Genomic DNA, 20,748 nt, shown 5'->3' on the forward strand with positions numbered 1-20,748 from the left:
GGAGAGAGGTTTGGAGAGGGGTTTTTAGTATCTTTAATGACTTTCCAAACATCCTCTGAGATGCTATTAATAGCAATTAATTTTTAAAAGCAATTTTTATTATTGATTTTCACTAATTACTATGAATATTTTTTGTTTATCAGTCTGATTTATAGATTGATATTTCTATTATTCATGACTTCAATGTATACAAGTTTACTAGCAAAATATAATAGTGATTTTGGCTTAAATAGTATTGCCATTTTGGCAATACTATTTCGGAATTAACTTTATGAGTAAGTTGAATTAAGGAAAATCATAACTTCAATATTTAGCTGAATATTTTGCAGCCAAAATGGCAGTAATTTAGTCTAAACATATTGACTCTAATTAAAAATGCTTTATCTTAGTTAATGTGACCAAACAAAAGTTGGTTGCAGCAAAAATTCCCAAGAATTAACTCCAATTTCATTCCCAGGAGAACACAATGATTATTTCTGATTTAGAAATTTTAGAAATTGTTGAAGTTGCTAACGTTCAAGGTGGCGTAGTAAGTGGTTTCAATCCTCTCAACTATACTCAAACTGACACCATTAACACTATTTTCAATTCCACCAATAACTTTGTAACCGAAGTTACCGATCCCTTTACTAATAACAACTCTGCGGCTGCTGGTGCTAAGGGTAATGCAATTAACCCCTTTGTCCTTCCTAATGGTGTTTCTCTTGTACCCACTTATTCTTATTCCAAGGCTGATACAGTAGCTGTAACCAGTCTTGGAGGTGGCTCATTCTCTCAAAGTTCTTCTGGCGCAGTGATCAACCTCGTTAGTAGAGGTTGATAATTAAAAATAGGTTTTACTGCCTATTAGCTACTTACAGTACAATCAAGAAGTGCAAACAAAAAAATTTGCATAGTATTGCATTATAACGCCGTTTCTCAGCCAAAAACTACGGGTTAAAAATAGTTTTGTAGTAAGTGGTAAAGCGGTAGATACATTTAATGTTTTTCCCAAGAAGACTACTTACTACAAACTATCTTACATCATCAAAATTGATGATAGCAGATTGCTAATCGGAAACCACTGAAAACTCAAGATTTAAGAGTTATCAGTGGTTTTCTATTTCAAAATAATACTGCCGATATATTTGTCGCATTTTTTAAACCTGGATATTAGGTTTTTAGGTCGTGCGATCGCTCTACCAGCTTCATTGAGGATTGTATGCAGAAATATTTGGGATTCACACACCGATTTTTATTACTTACTACATCTTGGTTAGCTAGTTCAGTTTTATTAACTTCGCCTAGTCAAGCTGCTACTATTGCTTTGTCTCAAGGAAGGTTATTATTTACCAATTTTAGTCAAAGCCCTACAAGCACTTTTACTAATACGGACACTAACGCTACATCAATTTTTAATGGGGGTAATGTAGCTACTAATGCTGATGCGATCGCTTATTTAGGAACTACCCCACCAGTAGGATATAGTTCAACTTCCAATCAAGCTTTTGGTGAAAACAATGGTTACTTGGGTATAGGAAACAGTAAATCTACAATACAAGGTGTTTTTGATGTAAATAACAATACCCATTTTTCTTTTAATTTCACAGGTGATTTAAATCTAGCAACTTTTACAGATAATCCACAGCAGGAGATTGCAAGTGGTAGTGGAAATTTAGGTTTTGCATTAATTAATCTTGCTAATAACAATGTCTTAGATTATTTTCAAATTGCCGGAAGTTTAACAACAGCAGGCAATGATATTCTGACATATCAAAACAGCAAGAATGTCAAATTTGGTGCATTTACTAGCTCTAATATAGCTGGAGAACAAGAATTTACAACAACAGCTTTTAACGGTTCTCTAAACCATTATTTTCAGGATCAAACTACTATAGCTTTAGTAGTATACAATTCAACTCAATCTAAAGTTGCAGTTCCTACTCCTTCTATGTTACCTGCGCTAATTTTTGGGTGGGGTGCAATTAGCCTTGGATTAAAAAGGAAGCGGCAAAAAAGTAGCGAAGCTTGTTTATCAGAAAAAAAGTAGTATTAAATTAATCTTGTTTTCTGCATTAGAGGAGATGGCGATCGCCATCTCCTTTAATGTTTTAAGCATACAGCAGATAATTTAATTCTGATGCCAACCATTCCTGAAACATTTTATTGATAATTTCTTGATGTCTTTCAGGGGTTAATTCAGCAGGCATAAAATCTTCTACCATAAAAATATAACTATTTTGCTTGATTGCGATCGGGCCAAGTAATTCTTTTGGTTGGGCGTTAAATATGACTGCGGCTACATTTGGCTCAAAGCTCCAACGGTAAAATTTGCCCTCATAACCACAGCGATTTCTGCGTGTTTCATCAACATCATAAATGTGAGCAGCTTCATAAAAGCTGAGTTCACATTCTTCGATTTGATAGTAAATCTCTTGGGCTAAGTTTTGAGAGGATAAAACTATTTGATAAAGTAAAACTTGATCGTAATTAAGTTTATTTTCCCAAAAATATTTTTCTACTTGTTGACCAAATAAATGTTCGGCTAATTTTTTCTGCAACAGGTGATCACGAATTCCTGCTTCCCAATCTTCAGAGGAAATTAGATTATCGGCTAACCATCCTAAAGTTTCACTAGCTTTAACTAAACGTTTTTCATAACGTAGTCTCTCAGCTTCTATTTGAATTTCTTCTGGGCTTACTTGGATGTTTTTTTCTTCAGCAGCTTTATTAATAATTTTTTGACATAAGATGTGATTACATAATTCTCGGATTTGCAGATTATTTTTGAGATATGTAATAACTTCTGTAGGGGAAATGAATTTACCTTTAAATTCAATCATATAAATAAAATTTTGGGTTGTTGCAAATTTAAAGTGAGTTCGATCAATGCTTTTTTGACTTCACCCCCAGCCCCTCTCCTACGAGGCTACGGTGTACACACAAGTCTTACTCAGGTTGTCTAGTAGCATTTCGATCCCCCCTAACCCCCCTTAAAAAGGGGGGAATTTTCTTCAAGTCCCCCTTTTTAAGGGGAGCCACTGCGTTGCGGAGGTTCCCCCCGTTGAAGCAAGTGGCGTGGATTTAGGGGGATCAGAGAATTTGTGTGTACACCGCAGCCTTTTAGGTGAGGGAGAGGTCTGTCAAATTCACGTAAATTTATAGGATGGGCAAAATACCCACCCTACAATAATTATCATTACAAGCTGCTTCCGCCTGCTTGCAGTTCTTTCAGTGGTTCAAGCAAAATATCTATAATGCGTCGGCGACGAATGATAATTTCAGCAGTAGCTGTCTGCCCAGCCTGAAATTTAATTGTTTGATGATTAGCTTTGACGTAGTTGCGATCCAGCGCAATTTCTAACCGATAGACTGCACCAAGTTGTTCATTAACTGTGCTATTTGGTGAAATTGATATTACCTTGCCAGGGATAATACTATAGTCCTGATAAGGATAGGCATCAAATTTAATTTTGACTTCGTTTCCAACTTTAACAAAGCCTGCTTCTTTTGTTGGTAAAGTAGCTTCTAGAATCAGTGGCGCATTTTCCGGTGCTAATTCAGCTATTGTTTGCCCTGATTGAACTACTTCTCCACTGTTGCGGACATTGAGTGATAAAACTGTGCCATCAACAGGAGCAGTGAGAGCAAGTTGTTTTAACTTAGTTTTCGCTTCTAGAATGAGTTTTGCAGTCTGTTGGACTTGAGCTTGCAGTTGAGTTTTTTGGACTTGCAATTTTTGAATTGCTTGTTCAGACTGTAACTCTACTGTGTTACCTTCAGCTTGCTTTTGGGTTAACTCAGCTTGCAATCGCTGTGACTCTGACAAAACTTGTTGCAGAGCCATTTGTTCTCGTTGGGATTCTGCTAGAGTTTGTTGGATATCACCACTTTGTTGGGTGATTGTACGCTGGCGATCGCTCAAATTTTGTTGAGCTTGAAACAGTTGTTCTTGGGAAAGCGCCCCTTCTTCTACCAAGGCTGTTAATCTTTGCAATCGCTCTTTTTGGGCTGTCGCATCTTTATTCAATTGATCAAGTAGTGCTTGACTGATTTTTGCCCTTTCTTCACCTTGAGTGATCGCTACTTTTTGACTTTGAATTTTGGAGAGTGCTTGAGCGATCGTCGCTTTTTGTCCTTGAATTTCTGCCTGATTAATCGCTATCCGCATTTTAGTCTCTAAACGAGTTTTATCAATCAAGCCTTGTGTTTGCAGAGCTTGAGTTTGGTAAGCCGTTAATTCTTGCTTTAATCTATCTAATTCATTCAAGGCAATTTCTTGATCTAGTTGCGCTATGACTTCACCAGCTTTAACTTTTTGCCCTTCTTGAATGTAAACACGAGCAACCTTACCAAAAATTACAGGATGAACTTTATATACTTCTCCTAAAGGAATTAATCTCCCTCTAGCTTTACCAATTTCTTCAATTTGTCCCAAATTTGCCCAAGTAATAATAGTTATACAAAATGCAATTCCACCTGCAATAAGTTGATAAGGAAGATATGAAGGTGGTTGATCAATTAATGTCTGCAACGATGTTGACCATCTATCACTTTGGATAGTAGCGGTCTGTAACCTTAATGATGTGTCAGTATCAACTAATTTGCCTTCTGGCAAAGCAGCAGACTCTTCGGCAATAACTTTGACAGATGTTGCTGTACCACCAAACAATAAAGCTGCTTCAGTACTGGCATCTATAAATTCCTCAGAACTAGCAACCGACGATTCTGTGGTTTTTGGTAGAAATTCGTATGGTAATTTCATAAAAACTGGTTAACAATTAATGGCAATTAATATAGTTAAAAGATTAGATTTAGATTAATTTGCTAACAAATATAATAATCTTGTTTTGGATTTTATCTAGCCAAAATGGCATTCTCTACTAAAAATTAGTACTAGGACATAAAAAACTAGCTAAACTAACAAGGACTTGTTAGTTTAAACATAATTGATACATTACCAAACTAAAATTTCTGCATAATTCATACCATAGCTAGAAGCCAGAGCTAGAAAGACTGATTTACCATAAAAATGGTAATAACGGTAATGTACCTCTAACAGCCTACTAGAAGAAATCACTATTTTTGAGGAGAAAAAAATGAGGTCGTAACCTATTAAAGTGGCGGAATTAGTTATGAATGAATTGCTACAAGCTGTGTTAAACAGTGATGAAAAAGCTGTTTTACAGCAATTGATATCTTCATTAACTGTATCAGATAAACAATATTTTCTGAGAAATGAGATTTTGCAAATATTTGCAGAATATTGTCATACTTCCCAAAAACCTGCTTATTTTTACTACTCTTCTTCTGTTGGCAAACTGATTCATTACACCCATGAATTAGTTTTGTCAGAGGACAATGCGTGGTTTGTAGTACGTCCAAAAAATTGCTAGTCAAGAAGTCTGGCGGCTGAATGCTGACTTGAGTCAGTGCGAGTTAATGTCACCCCAGGCGTTTTTAGATGTGTGCGATCGCTTGGTTGATCGCTACCAACCCCATATCCTCGAAATTGACCTTGCACCATTTTATGCAGATTCCCCTTCCGTCGATGACCCCAGAAATATTGGTCAAGGTCTAGCTTTTCTCAACCATTACTTGTGTAATCAATTATTGAATGACCCGCAACATTGGTTAGAGGTAGTGTTTCAAGCATTGCGGCGAGTGCAGTATGATGGTACACGCTTGTTAATTGGCGATCGCATTCGTTCTGGTGAGCAATTCGCTAAACAAATCAAAGAAGCAATCAACTTTCTTAGTGATAAACCAGCTAATGAACCCTACGAAAAATTTCACTTTCACCTGCAAGAACTCGGTTTAGCACCAGGATGGGGAAACACAGCAACGCGAGTCCGTGAAACTTTGTCATTACTTGATAGATTAATTGATTCCCCCCAACCTGCCATTTTAGAAGCATTTGTGGCGCGGGTTCCGGCTGTGTTTCGTGTTGTCTTGATTTCCATTCACGGTTGGGTAGGACAACAAGATGTCATGGGACGCGATGAAACTTTGGGTCAAGTCGCTTATGTGATTGAACAAGCACGCAGTTTAGAAAACAAACTCCGCGAAGAAATCTCACTCGCGGGACTTGATTTATTAGGTATTCAACCCCATGTAGTCATTTTGACGCGACTGATTCCTAACTGTGAAGGGACATCCTGTGGACTACGGCTAGAAAAAGTCGAAGATACAGAAAATGCTTGGATTTTACGCGTTCCTTTTGGGGAATTTAATTTAGATATTACTAATAATTGGATTTCCAAATTTGAGATTTGGCCTTACTTAGAAAGCTTTGCCAATGATGCGGAAAAAGAAATTTTAGCTTTGTTTAAAGGTCGTCCCAATTTAATTATTGGTAATTATAGTGATGGTAATTTAGTCGCATCTCTCTTGTCTCATCGGCTAAAAGTTACTCAATGTAATATTGCTCATTCTTTAGAAAAACCGAAATATCTATTTAGTAATTTATATTGGCATAGCTTAGAAGACAAATATCATTTTTCTGCTCAATTCACTGCTGATTTAATCAGTATGAATGCTGCTGACTTTATTATTACTTCTTCCTATCAAGAAATTGTCGGTACACCCGATGGTATGGGACAGTATGAATCTTATAAATTTTTTACCATGCCACAGCTCTATCATGTAGTTGATGGAATTGATTTATTCAGTCCTAAATTTAACTTAGTACCGCCAGGAGTTAATCAAACAATCTTTTTTCCATACACGCAAAAATCAGACCGTGATTTTCATCAAAGCCAACAAGTTGCAGAGTTAATATTTCACCGCCAAGATTCGCAGATTGTAGGCATTTTAGATGAACCTAATAAACGACCTATATTTGCTGTAGCTCCAATATCATCGATTAAAAATTTGACTGGATTGGCAGAATGCTTTGGTAAAAGTCAGGAATTACAAAAGCGATGTAATTTAATTTTATTAACAAGTAAATTACAGCCGTCAGATGCTACTAATGCCGAAGAAGCGCAAGAAATTCAAAGACTGTATGACATTATTGATCAGTATAATCTGCAAAATCACATTCGCTGGTTGGGAATGCGTTTGACTGGTGGAGATATTGGAGAAGCCTACCGGGTAATTGCCGATCGCCAAGGAATTTATGTACATTTTGCGCGATTTGAATCTTTTGGCAGAAGCATTTTAGAAGCGATGATTTCGGGATTACCAACTTTTGCTACTCAGTTTGGAGGTGCTTTAGAAATTATTGAAAATCGAGAAGATGGATTTATTATTAACCCGATTGATTTAGAAGGTGCAGCTAATAAAATTCTGCATTTTTTAGCAGAGTGTGAAAATCATCCGCACCATTGGCAAGAAGTTTCGGAATGGATGAGTCAGCGAATTATTAATAAATATAATTGGTCACTCCATACAAGCCAATTATTATTATTAGCGAAAATGTTTAGCTTTTGGAACTTTGCTGCACCGGAAAATAATGAAGCACGCGATCGCTATATGGAAAGTTTATTTCATCTCATCTTTAAACCCAGAGCAGAAAAGATATTAGAACAACATTTACACAAATAAAAATAATATTTTTTAACTAACCGCAAAGGACACAAAGAAGAAGAAAATTGCACGAATGATTTAGAGCCGCTATAGCAGAGTGGTAAGTAGACAACTTTTACATATAACCCCTAACCTCTAACCCCTAGCCTATGGAGACAAAAAGTACTACTAGCAATTTTATCTATACAGACTGGACATTAACAGAAACCCAGTTTGACCCTGAGCAATTGCATTCGAGAGAAACTATTTTCACAATTGGCAACGGCTATTTAGGTACAAGGGGTAGTTTTGAAAGAGAATACCCTGGTGCATTGCCAGCTACTTTTATCCACGGTGTTTATGATGATGTACCTGTAGTTTACACAGAACTCGCCAACTGTCCTGACTGGCTACCGCTGGTAGTGATGCTTGATGGAGAACGCTTTCGTTTTGACCAAGGGGAAATCATACAGTATGAACGACGGTTGGATGTCCGTTACGGAATTCTTAGCCGTTCTGTGCGGTGGCGTAGTCCCAGTGGCAAAACTATCGATATTCACTTTGAACGTTTTGCGAGTCTGGCAGATCAGCATATTTTGGCGCAACGCTGTCAGTTAACACCGCTTGATTTCGATGGCTTAATTGAAGTGCAAGGTAGCATCAACGGCTATCCCGAAAACCAAGGATTCAATCATTGGATAGATTTAGACCAGGGTAAAACTGAACAAGGCATTTGGCTGCATAGCCGTACCCGTAGTTCCCGAATTACGATTGGTATGGCAGCCAAAATGAGCGTATTAGGAACGGAAGCATCGATACAGGTTAACATCGCGCCTGGTTATCCTTGCTTAACTGCGACATTTATGGCTAAGTCACAGCAAACTGTGACAGTAGAAAAATTCGTCACGGTGTTTACCTCACGGGAAGTCGAGACCCCAGTCCCCGCAGCACAGCAAAAACTTGTGGAAATTGCTGACTACGGAAATTTATTTCATATTCACAAACAAGCTTGGGACGATGTTTGGCAGCAGAGTGATATTTTACTGGAAGGTGATAATACAGCCGCTTTTGCGATTCGTTACAACCTTTTCCAGTTGTTAATTGCTGCGCCTCGCTATGACGATAGAGTGAGTATTCCCGCCAAAACTCTTTCTGGCTTTGGCTATCGCGGTCACGTTTTTTGGGATACAGAAATTTTTATCCTGCCATTTTTTACATTTACCCAACCTGCGATCGCACGCAACCTACTAACTTACCGCTACCATACTTTACCTGGTGCTAGACGTAAAGCCTTGCATTCTGGCTACAAAGGCGCGATGTACTCTTGGGAAAGTGCCGACACTGGCGATGAAGTTACACCGCGCTGGTCACTTCCCAATGATTTTTATGGAGAGGATATCAGAATTTGGTGCCGCGATCGCGAAATTCATATTAGTGCAGATATTACCTACGCTGTTTGGTATTACTGGTTAGCTACAGGTGATGATAATTGGCTACGTGATTACGGTGCGAGATTGTTTTGGATACCGCTATCTTTTGGTCTAGTCGAGTTGAGTATAACTCAGAACAACAACGCTACGAGATTCGCGGGGTAATTGGAGCCGATGAATATCACGAATTGGTTCACAACAACACCTTTACTAACAGAATGGTGCAATGGCATTTAGAAAAAGCACTATTTATTGATGATTGGTTGCGGCAAAATTTCCCCGAACGTGCGACGGAATTAGCACAGAAATTACAAATTACATCCGAAGTGCGATCGCATTGGCAAGATATCATTGATAAAATCTGGATTTTTTACGACCCAGAAACCGGATTAATTGAGCAGTTTGAGGGATTTTTTCAACTCCAAGACATTAACTTAGACGACTACGAACCGCGTCAGCGTTCCATCCAAGCAATTTTAGGCATTGAAGAAGGTAACAAGCGACAAGTTCTGAAACAGCCAGATGTATTGATGCTGCTTTATTTAATGCGGGAATCAGCAGATTTTCCCTATCACCCCAAATCCCTACAAGCAAATTGGGACTACTACGCACCCCGTACAGATATTACCTACGGTTCATCCCTCGGCCCGGCAATTCACGCCATCCTTGCCTCAGATGTGGGTGAATCGACAAGAGCCTACAAACGTTTTATGCAAGCCGCAATGGTGGATTTAGAAGACAGTCGCGGTAACACAAACGATGGAATTCACGGCGCGAGTGCTGGCGGTGTGTGGCAAGCCGTAGTTTTTGGATTTGGTGGCATTCAATTAACAGAAAACGGCCCCGTAGCCAACCCCCATCTACCTTCTCACTGGACACGGCTGAAATTTAAACTTCACTGGCGCGGAGAGTGGCATGAGTTTGATTTGCATCAGGAAGAAGGGAGACAAGGAAGACAAGGAGGACAAGAGAGAATGGTTGATATTCGGGGTGTAATTTTTGACTTGGATGGTGTGTTGACTGATACGGCGGAGTATCACTATCAAGCTTGGCAGAGATTAGCTGATGAAGAGGGTATTCCCTTTAACCGCCAAGCAAATGAAGCTTTGCGGGGTGTGTCGCGGCGTGAATCTTTGATGTTGATTATTGGCGATCGCAAGTATTCCGAAGCACAAATCCAAGAAATGATGGAGCGTAAAAATGGCTACTATGTAGAACTTATTCACCATGTAACACCGCAAGATTTATTGCCAGGTGCGATCGCTCTTTTGGAGGAATTACGGCAAGCTGGAATTAAGACTGCCATTGGTTCAGCGAGTAAAAATGCCTGTACAGTAGTTAATTTATTGGGGATTGCTGATAAAGTAGATGCGATCGCCGATGGTTACAGCGTGGAAAAACCCAAACCCGCACCCGATTTATTTTTATACGCCGCCAAACAACTAGGACTGCAACCAGCACAATGCGTAGTTGTAGAAGATGCCGCTGCCGGCATAGAAGCCGCTTTAGCCGGGGGTATGTGGACAGTAGGACTAGGCCCTATAGAACGTGTCGGTGCCGCCCATGTAGTATTACCCAGCCTCGCAGGTGTGAAGTGGGCAGATATTCAACAGAAGTTATCTCAACAAGCGGGACGCAATGAGGCGCAAAATCAGGGTGTAAAAGTGTAAAGGTAGGCTGTGGCAAAAAATAAATATATTTTCTTCCCCCCTGCTCCCTGCTCCCTTCCCCCTGGCCTCTTCCGGTCAAGCTTGCGCCTCAATTTGTCTAACCACGGTTAACGCCGAGTAACTCACGCCAGCCGTTCCTTCACCGGGGTGGGTAGAGTCGCCGACTAACCAGAGAGAATTTATCGGTGTGCGGTTGGCAAAACCAAAGGGGCCAAAGGTGGGTATTCTTTGACCAATGCCCCCAACTATACCGCGATCGCGCCCAGTGTAATGAGCAAAGGTGCGGGGTGTGGCGGCTTCTTGGTAAATGATGGTTTCTGGTTTGAGGTAAAAATATTTGTTGAGACGAGCGATCGCATCTGCGGTATATTTTTGTTTCAATGCTTGATAATCTGGAGTTTGCCACCATTGCTGATAATCTACAAAAGATGACGCAATAATTGTGGCTTTACCTTCTGGGGCGCGACCATCACCAGGATGACTCACAGAAACAAACAACGAATTATTCTCGCCAATCGGGCCATTGGCATCGTATAAAAACTGTAAATGGGGCGGACAATCTACAGGAACCGCACTCGCATCTACACCCAAGTACACCACAAAAGCCCCTGATGGTGGCGGCAGTTTTTCAACTCGCTGTTTGTAACCTGATGGTACTTTGTCCCCCAAAAGTTGCACTAAGTTTTGGACAGTCACGTTAGCTACTACATGGTCGGCTGGTTCTGTCCAAACTTCGCCTGTTTTTTGGTTGCGAATAACAACGGCGGTGGCTTGACCGTTTTCGACTTTGATGTGTTCAACAGTGTGGCGCATTAATAACCGTCCGCCATCTCTTTCTAGGGCAGTAACTAAGCGATCGCTCAACACCTGCATACTCCCTTGCAGGTGATACAATCCTTGGGGCAGTTGGGAAACACTCAATGCCGTTGCTGCGTAAAGTAATGCTGTTTCTTCAGCGTTTACCTGAGAATACAATTTTAATTGCATATCTAAAAAAAGTTCTCAAACGCTGGTCATGACCCACACCGCATAACCTTAACGCATCGCCTACTGTGAACAAAGTGAAAGGCGCAGTGATAAATGTACTCGGACGCACCGCCTGAATTAATTGCCACAAATCCCACAAATTACGCGGCGGTAACACTGGGTCACGTCCTTGAAATTCCCAACTTGCAGCAAATAAACTCGCCATTAACTGCCAGAAAGGTTCGCTTCCGGGAAACTGACGTTGTCTTTCCTCGCGCCATTTATCGGGGTCGCGCCAAACATTAATCGGTGTATTTTCCCCTGGTAAATAAACTGCACAAGCAGGGTCACAAGGGGTAGCAGGTGGTAAATCAATTTCTAGTTCCGCAAAAATGCGCTGGTGAATTCCGCCCGCTTCCAAACCCGCAACTTGGGTTGCACCCACATCAAAAGTGAACCCTTGACGTTTAAATGTCGAAGCACAACCCCCTGGTACAATTGCTTGGTCAAGGACTAAAACGCTGTAACCACGATGGGCTAATAATGCAGCCGCCGTGAGTCCCCCAATTCCCGCACCAATAACAACTACACGGGGTTTATTTTGGTTAGCAACAATATGTGACATTAAGATTAGCTTTACAAAAATTAATATTACTAATCATAATTTTACAAGCTAATCGTGGTGAAGTTGGGGCGATAGGAATGTTTAGGTCAAAGCCCCGATGCAAGTTATATCATGTCCAGCAAATCAGTTATGACTGACGCATATCTGTGCAGAAAGACGAAACTCTTTCTGCCCCTGCGGTCTTGATGATAAGTCTTTTACCGGACACGATATTAGTTATATACAAGGTTGGATGGAGCGTAGCGTAACCCAACAATCATCATGGGTTCCACTTCGTTACACCCAACCTTAATATAGACATCGTTACTTAGGTTAAGACGATGCTGATTGCTTAAAGTCTTGAAGACACTGAATTTACACTCAGCCCTCTTTTACATTTTCACAGAAGTAGTCATCAGGAATTGGCACTACTTCACTTCTGCCTGAAACACACCTACCGGACAAGCAACGTTTGTCCCGCCCAAACCACAATAGCCGTTGGGATTTTTGGCTAGGTATTGCTGATGATAAGCTTCAGCGTAGTAAAATTCCGGCGCATCGAGAATTTCTGTGGTGATTTCGCCATAACGCGCTTTGGTTAGTTCTTGTTGATAAGCGTTTCGTGATGCTTCGGCTTGCTGTTTTTGACTTTCAGAATAAACGTAAATCCCAGAACGGTATTGTGTGCCAACGTCGTTACCTTGGCGCATTCCTTGGGTGGGGTTGTGGCTTTCCCAAAAAACTTTGAGAAGTTGAGCGTAACTAATAACTTGGGGGTCAAATACAACGAAGACGACTTCATTGTGACCAGTCATACCTGTACATACTTCTTCATAAGTGGGGTTGGGTGTAATTCCTGCCGCATAACCAACAGCAGTGGTATAAACGCCCGGTAGTTGCCAGAATTTACGTTCTGCACCCCAAAAACAGCCTAAACCAAATAATGCCGTTTCCATACCTGCGGGGAAAGGTGGTTTGAGGGGATTATTATTTACATAGTGATGAGCAGGTACAGGCATTTCCTTTGATCGTCCTGGCAAAGCTTCTTCAGCAGTAGGAAGATTCAGCTTTTTTTTACCAAATCCAAACAGTACCATAGCGTCTAACTCTAAGGTTTGATATACATTCTCAGTGTAGTTAACATTCTAACGATTCTGGCGATTGCTACGGATTTACCAATTATGGATTTTAGATTCTTGTTGATACTCAGATTTACCCTTAAGAAAATTTTGATTCAATTTCAAGCCACTTTGGAGATAACAGATACACAGGTATGTACCAGGGGTAGGAGTGGCCCTAGTTGTTCTTGGCCGTTGACGGCTAAATCACTGTGACATAAATAAACTTTTTCGGATACACGCGAGAGTAAGTCTGCCAAAATTCGACGTAATCTTTCTTGTTCGGTAATTTTTTCATCTTCGGCTGTCCAAGGTTCGCCTAACCTGTCTCGCAAGAATAAAGGCGCACCAAACAATGTAGCTGCACCACCTTTTGCCCACAATGGTGAACCAGCATCTAGCCAAAAATGCCAACGATGCGATCGCCGACTCGAACGATATTGGAAAATAGTTGCTAAGGTGACGGCTTTTCTCGACAAGCCAATAGGACGTAACGGATAAGGATTGGCGGTAATCGTACCACGTCGCAACAATTGAATAAATTCAGCCAAGGTAGTGCTTGCTGAGTGCTGAGTTAAAGATTCTAATTCTCCCCCTGCTCCCTGCTCCCTGCCCCCTGCTCCCTGCCCCTTGCCTCCTACCTCCTGCCTCAACCTAGTATCAATTTCCCAATAATGTTGGGCAGTTTCCAGCAATTCCCGCAAGGCTGCCATTTGGTCATAAGGTGGGTTACTGTCTTTACACAAAAAGTCTTGAATCGTCAGGTACAACAGCGAAATTGGGCTAGGAATTAAACGCTGTTCTTGTTGCGATCGCTGTTTTTCAATCCACTGTAATATGTGACTGTAAACTGTGGTCGCAGCATAGCCAATTCTGTCCCAGCGTTCAAAAGAGGTGACGGGTAATAAATTAGGTCTGTCAGGATGAGGTACAAAACAGTAATCAGCAATTAACCCAGCACGTACTGGGTCGATATAAGTGCTGAGTGCTGAGTGCTGAGTAAATATGTCTCCCTTGTCTACCCCCTCTCCCTTGTCTCCCTTGTCTCCCCCTGCCCCCTGCCCCCTGCCTCCCTGCCTCCTGCCTCCTACTCAAAACTACCAACATCTCAGCCACCGCATCTCTATCTACCAAACGCCCCAAACCTGGATAAACGAGTGCCAGCATAGTTAATAATGCCCGAATCATTGGTGAACTAATTAAGGGGCGTTGGTCGTTGAGTGATTCGACGGGAATGTTTTGCTTGGTGAGAATTTCGGTGATGGTGTAACGCGCGATCGCATCCAAACCAGGTGCTATGATGGCAATTTCTTCTGGTTGTATTTGTCCTGACTTAATCGCTTTGCCAATGACCTCGGCTGTGGTTCGCAATAGTTCAGCGCGGGAGGTAGTTTGAATCGATTGGACTGTTGCAGGTAACTCTAACATCACCATTGGTTGAGTGATAAATTCTACCATTGGTCTAGCTAGGTTTTCGGCTAAGGATGGTTCGGTTGGTGTAAACAAAGTTTCTACGCGACAATGCCTAGCTAACTCTTCTAAATGGTTGGGATCAGCACCCAAGCCCAAGCGTACAGCGCCATCAGGGTTGTAAGTAAATGCACCAATAGCACCCTGTTGTAAAAGTATTTCAAATAACTGACGAGCTAAGGCTGGATAATCATCAACATCATCAGCAAGTATGGCTTGATACCGTTGCTTGAGACGTTCTTGATAATAGCGATCGCTTAACAAATGCTGCGTGTAAAGTTCAGTTATAATCCCATAAGTGAGTAAGCCTCGCTCTAAACACCAGTTACGCCAATCTAGCAGCAAAGATGCTAAAAATTCCGGCTCTAGATTTATGCTGTTTTCCTCTAAACCGCTTTGTAAAACCTCAGCAATTCCTTCACAAGCTGTACCACTATAGGCAGCTAATTGCAATAAGTCCAAAATCCGCCGGACTAAACGGTATTCACTCACTCCCGCACGACGCAGAATCTCTGCATCAATTTGCTCACGCCAGAGTTTTGTTGCTAATTCCTGTTCGGTTTCTGGGCGCAATCTTACCGGAAATTGTGCCTTGAGATGCAGCAACTCAATTAGTAAAGGCCAAAATAAAATAACTTCATCTTGAAAAAAACCTAAGGGAGTTTTAGCACGGATGGGATATTTTCCTAAAGTTTTTGTAACAATTTTGTCCGATAATTCCCGACGATTGTCATCATTTGCTGCTAATACCAAAACTCCAGGTTCTGTTTGTTTTAAAACAAAAGGTTTTGAAATGGAATTGTTAGATTTTTTTCCAGCTTTTTTAGTATAAAATAATCCCAAGTTGTGATTTTCTATTTGTAGCCAACGACAAAAATGCTCTACCAAACGAGTTGTCTTACCGCTGCGGCTATTGCCGACAATCCAAACAGAATGTGAAACCACAAACTTTCTCCTTCTCGATTTTGTTAGTATATATTGTGCGTTAACTTAGGGTTAAGAATCCTTAAAAAAGGCTGGATAATTGCCTACAATGAATAATTTCACTTTTACCCAGAAAATTTACTCTTACTTACTAGCTGCTTACCGTTGGTACTTATTAACACCACAGCGTTCTCTTGAAGAGGCTTATCAAGCAGCCTTACAAATTAAATCAATCGAAGATGAGCATTTCAACGGTAAAAAGATAGATGCTGACTCAAGTAACTACAGCAGCAGTATGATGGATTATTTTGAGTTAGACCTCAAAAAACAATTAAAAGTTGCTCGGATGCGCCTTACCGAATTTCGTGCCAGCCGTTGGTTTTCCAACGAATCTCATCAAAAAGCGGCGCGAAAAACAGGTATAGAATATCCCAGTGCTGACATAATTTTAGAAAAATTAAGATTTATTGATGAAGTCATATCAAAATATACCGTACCTGATATTGAAACTAATTTTGCTATAGTTAACCAACCACAAATAGTCAAAGTTGACGAAGTAAATCCGCAAAAATCACCCGCCCCATTAGCTACTCAGTTACCAAATAACAACCAAGAAACTAAACAGAAACCACGACGAAAAGCTGATACAACAGGTGTATTACCTCGCTCAATTTTAGGAACTATCAGTCGTTTACAAGTTGAGTTAGATCCGAATTCCGAGCAGGATGTGGTTAAAAGCTTCCGGCAAGCTCAAAGAAGAACTATCATATCTATCAGATTTATATTATTACTAATAATTGTACCTCTTTTAGCACATCAACTATCAAAAGCTTTGATTGTTGGGCCATTAATTACCCATTTTAGAACAGCAGAATCAGCGAATGTCTTCCTAAATTTTGAAATGGAAGAAGAAGCTCTATCAGAGTTACAAAGATTTGAAGAAAGAATTAGATTTGAAAATTTAATTGGCATTGCACCGCCTCTGAATCCAGAAGCTATAGAAGATAAGCTGAAAGAAAAAGCCACAGAGATTGCGGAAGAATTTCGTAGTGAAAGTGCCAATGCGATTAAAAATGTGTTTGCAGATATTTTCTCGGTAATCGCTTTTGTTTGGTTGCTACTGGTGAGTAAGCAATCTATTGCTGTGCTGAAAGATTTCTTTGATAATCTTGTCTATGGTTTGAGCGATAGTGCTAAGGCATTTATTATCATTTTGTTTACTGATGTGTTTGTGGGATTCCACTCTCCCCACGGTTGGGAAGTAATTTTAGAAGGCGTATCGCGCCATTGGGGTTTACCAGCTAATCGAGATTTTATCTTTTTGTTTATTGCGACATTTCCAGTGATTCTAGACACGATTTTTAAATATTGGATTTTCCGTTACCTCAACCGGATTTCGCCTTCTGCTGTGGCGACTTATCGCAATATGAATGAGTAATTTCAGAGGGAATCGGGAGTATGAGAATCTTAAATATTTATTACTAAAATAAATATAGCAGTCCTATTTGATAAATGAACAAAACAGACAAGGGAAACAAGGGAAAGATGTTTGTAAATCATTTAGGATTGCTATACAAACTAATAAATTTAATTGCCCTGCCAATCATTATTTTGGGTTTTTTGGCGGGGATAAAACCATTAGAATTTCGAGAACTGAGTTCGCCGTTATGTCGAATCAAAAAGTGGAATGTACCAGATTCTTTACAAAACAAGCAACCAGTTTTGATTGAGCGATCGCCTGTGGGTTGTTGTCAAGATGATATCTCTTGTTTAGATAACTTAGCTGATAAAAAAGCTTTAATTACTTCTCTTGACCGCAGTTTACGATATTTGCAAACCTCACGGGCGATCGCAGCTTATCAAAAATATCCCGTCACCGGAATTACACGCGATCGCGTCATCAAAAGTTTAACCAGATTCCGCGAACTGCTTTTAAAATCTTCCTCTGCCAAAGAATTACATCAAGCCATCGAAAAAGAGTTTGTTTATTATCAATCTGTCGGCAAAGACCAAAAAGGTACAGTTTTATTTACTGCTTATTATGAACCACTGTATCTGGCTAGTCGCGTTCCTACAGATGAATTTCGCTATCCAGTTTACCGATTACCTCCCGATATTAATTCTTGGCCTCAACCCCATCCTACCCGTTTAGAACTGGAAGGTGATGATGGTTTACAAGGAACAAAAGGCAAATTACGGGGATTAGAGTTATTTTGGTTCCGCGATCGCTTAGAACCATATATGATTCAAATTCAGGGTTCAGCGCGACTACAATTAACCGATGGCACTGACACAACAATCGGTTACGCAGGTAATACAGGCTATAACTATAAAAGTATCGGTCGAGAACTAGCCAACGATGGCAAATTGCCTTTACAGGGAATGACAATGCCCATTATCCTCGACTATTTTCAACAGCATCCCCCAGAATTAAATATCTACATCCCCCGTGATCCCAGTTTTGTGTTTTTTCAAGAAAACCACGGCGCACCAGCCCAAGGTTCAATCAATGTCCCACTCACCGCAGAACGTTCGATCGCTACAGATAAGTCTCTCATGCCTCCTGGGGCTTTAGCTTTGATTCGCGCCCCTTTTCCCTTTGTTCAAGCTAATGGCGAGATGGAACATCAGATTGTTAGCCGTTATGTGCTTGATCAAGATACAGGTGGAGCAATTAAAGGTGCGGGTAGAGTAGATTATTTTTTGGGGACTGGGAAAATCGCTGGGGAGCGTGCTGGTGTTACCGTTAGCAATGGGCAATTGTATTACTTGTTACTCAAACCCTAAAAAATTGCTAAAAATTCTATACCAGGAACTCAGACAATCATCTGCCGTCATTTTGGCTAATAGTCAATATAAGACAGAGCTATGCTACAGCCTGCTTTTATTGCGCGTATTTGATGGTTGTTTGAAGTGGAGTGTGCTGTCTGAGTTTATAGTTTTATCACAAATAATTTACTTGCCTTAATATTTGGCAAAAAAATGTGGACAATCAAATCTGAAATAATGATTAATTCCCGTGTAGTTAATGATGTAAGTTTAACTTTCAATCACTACAACTAATGCTTGTTTATATTGGCAGCACTTTTATTCGTACTTTAAGCGATCGCAGGTTATCTACAGAACAACTGAGTGCTGACTACGCTTCAGTGTCAGGGGGCATACTTCATGAATATTAACCAATTGTTAGCTGTATTTATTCAGTCGATCATGGGAGTCGCAAGTGTTCAGGATTTTAGTTGATGCCGATTTAATCTTAGATGCTTTGATAAATCGGAACAAATTGACAGAAGATGTCAGAGAATTACTCGATGGAGTGCATCCATCAATTAAGCTGTATTTAACAGATATTGGCTGGCAAAAAATAGCCGCCTACACTAGCCGCTTGCAAAACAGTCAAATTGCGGAGATAGTAATTGACTGGTTACGAGAAAAAATCAACATTTGTATTGTTGACCAACAAATTCTGCAAATAGCACGTTCATCACCATTAAGAGATTTTGAATCTGCTGTCGAATTTGTTTGTGTTGACGACCAAGTTTTAGATGCAATTGTCACACATAAACCGGAGGATTTTGTACAAGCACCGAATCAACAGAGGGTTTGGTCTGCGTCTGATTTATGGTTAAGGGCTAATTTGGAAAGACAGTTACAAAAATGTCTGTAATGCGTTTATGCCCAGTCTTAAAATGCTTAATAGTGCTTATAAAAAAGGCTTTGGTCGAAATTTTTAAGAAATAGAGTTTAAAATAAAGTTTTTTTAGGGATTTTCTAGGCGCAGGTTTTTTTTTGGTGCTAGGATCTAGCACTATATATCGAGATAAAAGTGCTGTAGCTGTGAAACAAAAGCCAAAACCGAGGATTGCTTTGCTTCGTGAAAGAGCAGGGCTGACCCAGCTTGAACTATCACGTCTTGTAGGCGTAACTGAAAGCACTATTCAAAACTGGGAAAGCGGCAGAACTGGGACAGACCACATTGAAAGAATCATTAGGTTCTGCAAGGCATTAGATTGCCAAGTAGACGACCTAATAGAATATGTGAACGAACCATTAGAAGAACCTGTAGCCAAACCAAGTTCAATAAACGAAATACATCAGATTTTGGGTACTGAGGCTACCACCTCAACCTTAAATTCTGAAAGTGAAGTTGCTCCAAAGCACAAAGCCACGAGCAGCTAACATATTGTTAATGTCAAAGGCAACAGGGAACAGTAAACAGAGAACAGACTTTTTAGTCTGTTATTTTCCATATTTGATTCTGTCTCCCAACTGCTATAAATTTTCTATATTAACCGATGGGTCATCTGTCAAAGATTTTTGGCTAGAGATGATCTATCGGTGATTTTTCCTTATTATTGTGTCGCCATAAATTATCTACTGTCACAAACTGATAGCCTTGTTTTAGCAATTGCGGAATTAAGACTTCTATTGTTGCAGCTACATCTTGTCCGCCACAAACACCGTCATGTAAGACAATGAGTGAACCATTTTGTACTTGTTGCAGAACTCGCCGCACTACGGTGGTAACTCCTGGCCTTACCCAGTCCTCTGGAACAACACTCCACATTACTGGACGGTAATTCCATTGACGGAAGAATTTTAAAGTTTTGGGTGTAAATAAACCGTTGGGAGGACGAACATCAAGTACTTGTGCGGGGTTCAAGTTACAAGCGTTGTAAATAGCCGCTTGGGTTGTTTCTAAACTTTCCTTGAGTTCCTTGGGAGTCAGTAAAGGGAAAGAACGATGATCGTAACCATGTAAGCCAATCCAATGGCCTCTATCGCTGACGGCTTTAGCAACATCTGGTGAACGATTAACACAAGCACCCAACCAAAAAAAACTGGCTGTGATATTGTAGCGGTCTAAAACTTGTAAAACTTGGGGTGTGTATTGGGGATGGGGGCCATCGTCAAAAGTAAGTGCGATCGCTTTAGAATTGAGATCGCCACTCCAAAGACAATCAGGAAAGCTCGGTTGAAGAATCCGATAGATTAAAGGAAAAGAGAAAGCAAGCTGCATTACCAATTTTTCGTAGCTTTCCCTAGTCTAGCTTGATAGCAGGAGGCAGAAGGCAGGA

The 20,748-nt window shown here is 40.4% G+C and carries 10 protein-coding genes and 4 pseudogenes; 8 read left to right on the forward strand and 6 right to left on the reverse strand.

Annotated features, from left to right (window positions below; genetic code table 11):
• Positions 1-466 precede the first annotated feature (466 nt).
• A complete protein-coding gene (locus ACX27_RS26170) occupies positions 467-820 on the forward strand; it encodes a hypothetical protein (protein WP_062296743.1) in 354 nt (117 codons plus the stop codon).
• Positions 821-1,201: 381 nt separating this feature from the next.
• A complete protein-coding gene (locus ACX27_RS26175) occupies positions 1,202-2,029 on the forward strand; it encodes a hypothetical protein (RefSeq protein ID WP_062296745.1) in 828 nt (275 codons plus the stop codon).
• 61 nt (positions 2,030-2,090) lie between these two features.
• Here ACX27_RS26175 and ACX27_RS26180 read toward each other — a convergent pair whose 3' ends face one another.
• Together ACX27_RS26180 and ACX27_RS26185 are read right to left on the reverse strand one after the other, a co-directional pair.
• The gene (locus ACX27_RS26180; protein ID WP_062296747.1) at positions 2,091-2,822 is read right to left on the reverse strand and encodes a peptidylprolyl isomerase; all 732 of its coding nucleotides are present in this window, start codon (positions 2,820-2,822) and stop codon (positions 2,091-2,093) included.
• Between the two features lie 356 nt (positions 2,823-3,178).
• A complete protein-coding gene (locus tag ACX27_RS26185; RefSeq protein ID WP_083468844.1) occupies positions 3,179-4,744 on the reverse strand; it encodes a beta-barrel domain-containing protein in 1,566 nt (521 codons plus the stop codon).
• 370 nt (positions 4,745-5,114) lie between these two features.
• On the opposite strand from ACX27_RS26185, the pseudogene ACX27_RS26190 reads away from it, so the two are divergent.
• Both ACX27_RS26190 and pgmB read left to right on the forward strand, forming a co-directional pair.
• Positions 5,115-7,527: pseudogene (locus ACX27_RS26190) on the forward strand (sucrose synthase).
• 131 nt (positions 7,528-7,658) lie between these two features.
• A pseudogene (pgmB, locus tag ACX27_RS26195) lies at positions 7,659-10,588 on the forward strand (beta-phosphoglucomutase).
• Positions 10,589-10,663: 75 nt separating this feature from the next.
• On the opposite strand, the pseudogene crtD reads toward pgmB, so the two are convergent.
• The 3 genes and pseudogenes from crtD to ACX27_RS26210 form a co-directional block, all read right to left on the reverse strand.
• Positions 10,664-12,179 (reverse strand): annotated as a pseudogene (gene crtD, locus ACX27_RS26200) (C-3',4' desaturase CrtD).
• Between the two features lie 407 nt (positions 12,180-12,586).
• Positions 12,587-13,255: a peptide-methionine (S)-S-oxide reductase MsrA gene (gene msrA / locus ACX27_RS26205; protein ID WP_062296749.1), complete on the reverse strand. Its 669-nt coding sequence runs from the start codon at positions 13,253-13,255 to the stop codon at positions 12,587-12,589.
• A gap of 143 nt (positions 13,256-13,398) precedes the next feature.
• Positions 13,399-15,691, reverse strand: a pseudogene (locus tag ACX27_RS26210) (recombinase family protein).
• A gap of 79 nt (positions 15,692-15,770) precedes the next feature.
• On the opposite strand from ACX27_RS26210, the gene ACX27_RS26215 reads away from it, so the two are divergent.
• The 4 genes from ACX27_RS26215 (at position 15,771) to ACX27_RS26230 (ending at position 19,849) form a co-directional block, all read left to right on the forward strand.
• Entirely contained in the window at positions 15,771-17,108 is a 1,338-nt protein-coding gene (locus ACX27_RS26215; protein WP_200929873.1) for a proton extrusion protein PcxA, read from the forward strand.
• Between the two features lie 107 nt (positions 17,109-17,215).
• Positions 17,216-18,457, forward strand: coding sequence for a murein transglycosylase A (mltA, locus tag ACX27_RS26220; RefSeq protein ID WP_083468845.1), 1,242 nt, complete (start codon positions 17,216-17,218; stop codon positions 18,455-18,457).
• A 436-nt stretch (positions 18,458-18,893) separates the two neighbouring features.
• Positions 18,894-19,337 (forward strand): hypothetical protein, encoded by a 444-nt coding sequence (locus ACX27_RS26225; RefSeq protein ID WP_062296755.1) that lies wholly within the window; start codon positions 18,894-18,896, stop codon positions 19,335-19,337.
• 170 nt (positions 19,338-19,507) lie between these two features.
• Positions 19,508-19,849: a helix-turn-helix transcriptional regulator gene (locus ACX27_RS26230; protein WP_062298591.1), complete on the forward strand. Its 342-nt coding sequence runs from the start codon at positions 19,508-19,510 to the stop codon at positions 19,847-19,849.
• Between the two features lie 142 nt (positions 19,850-19,991).
• Here the strand turns inward: ACX27_RS26230 and ACX27_RS26235 are convergent, their stop codons facing one another.
• A complete protein-coding gene (locus ACX27_RS26235; RefSeq protein ID WP_062296756.1) occupies positions 19,992-20,690 on the reverse strand; it encodes a polysaccharide deacetylase family protein in 699 nt (232 codons plus the stop codon).
• Between the last annotated feature and the right edge of the window lie 58 nt (positions 20,691-20,748).

The sequence above is a fragment of the Nostoc piscinale CENA21 genome (genome assembly GCF_001298445.1).
Lineage (GTDB): Bacteria > Cyanobacteriota > Cyanobacteriia > Cyanobacteriales > Nostocaceae > Nostoc_B > Nostoc_B piscinale_A.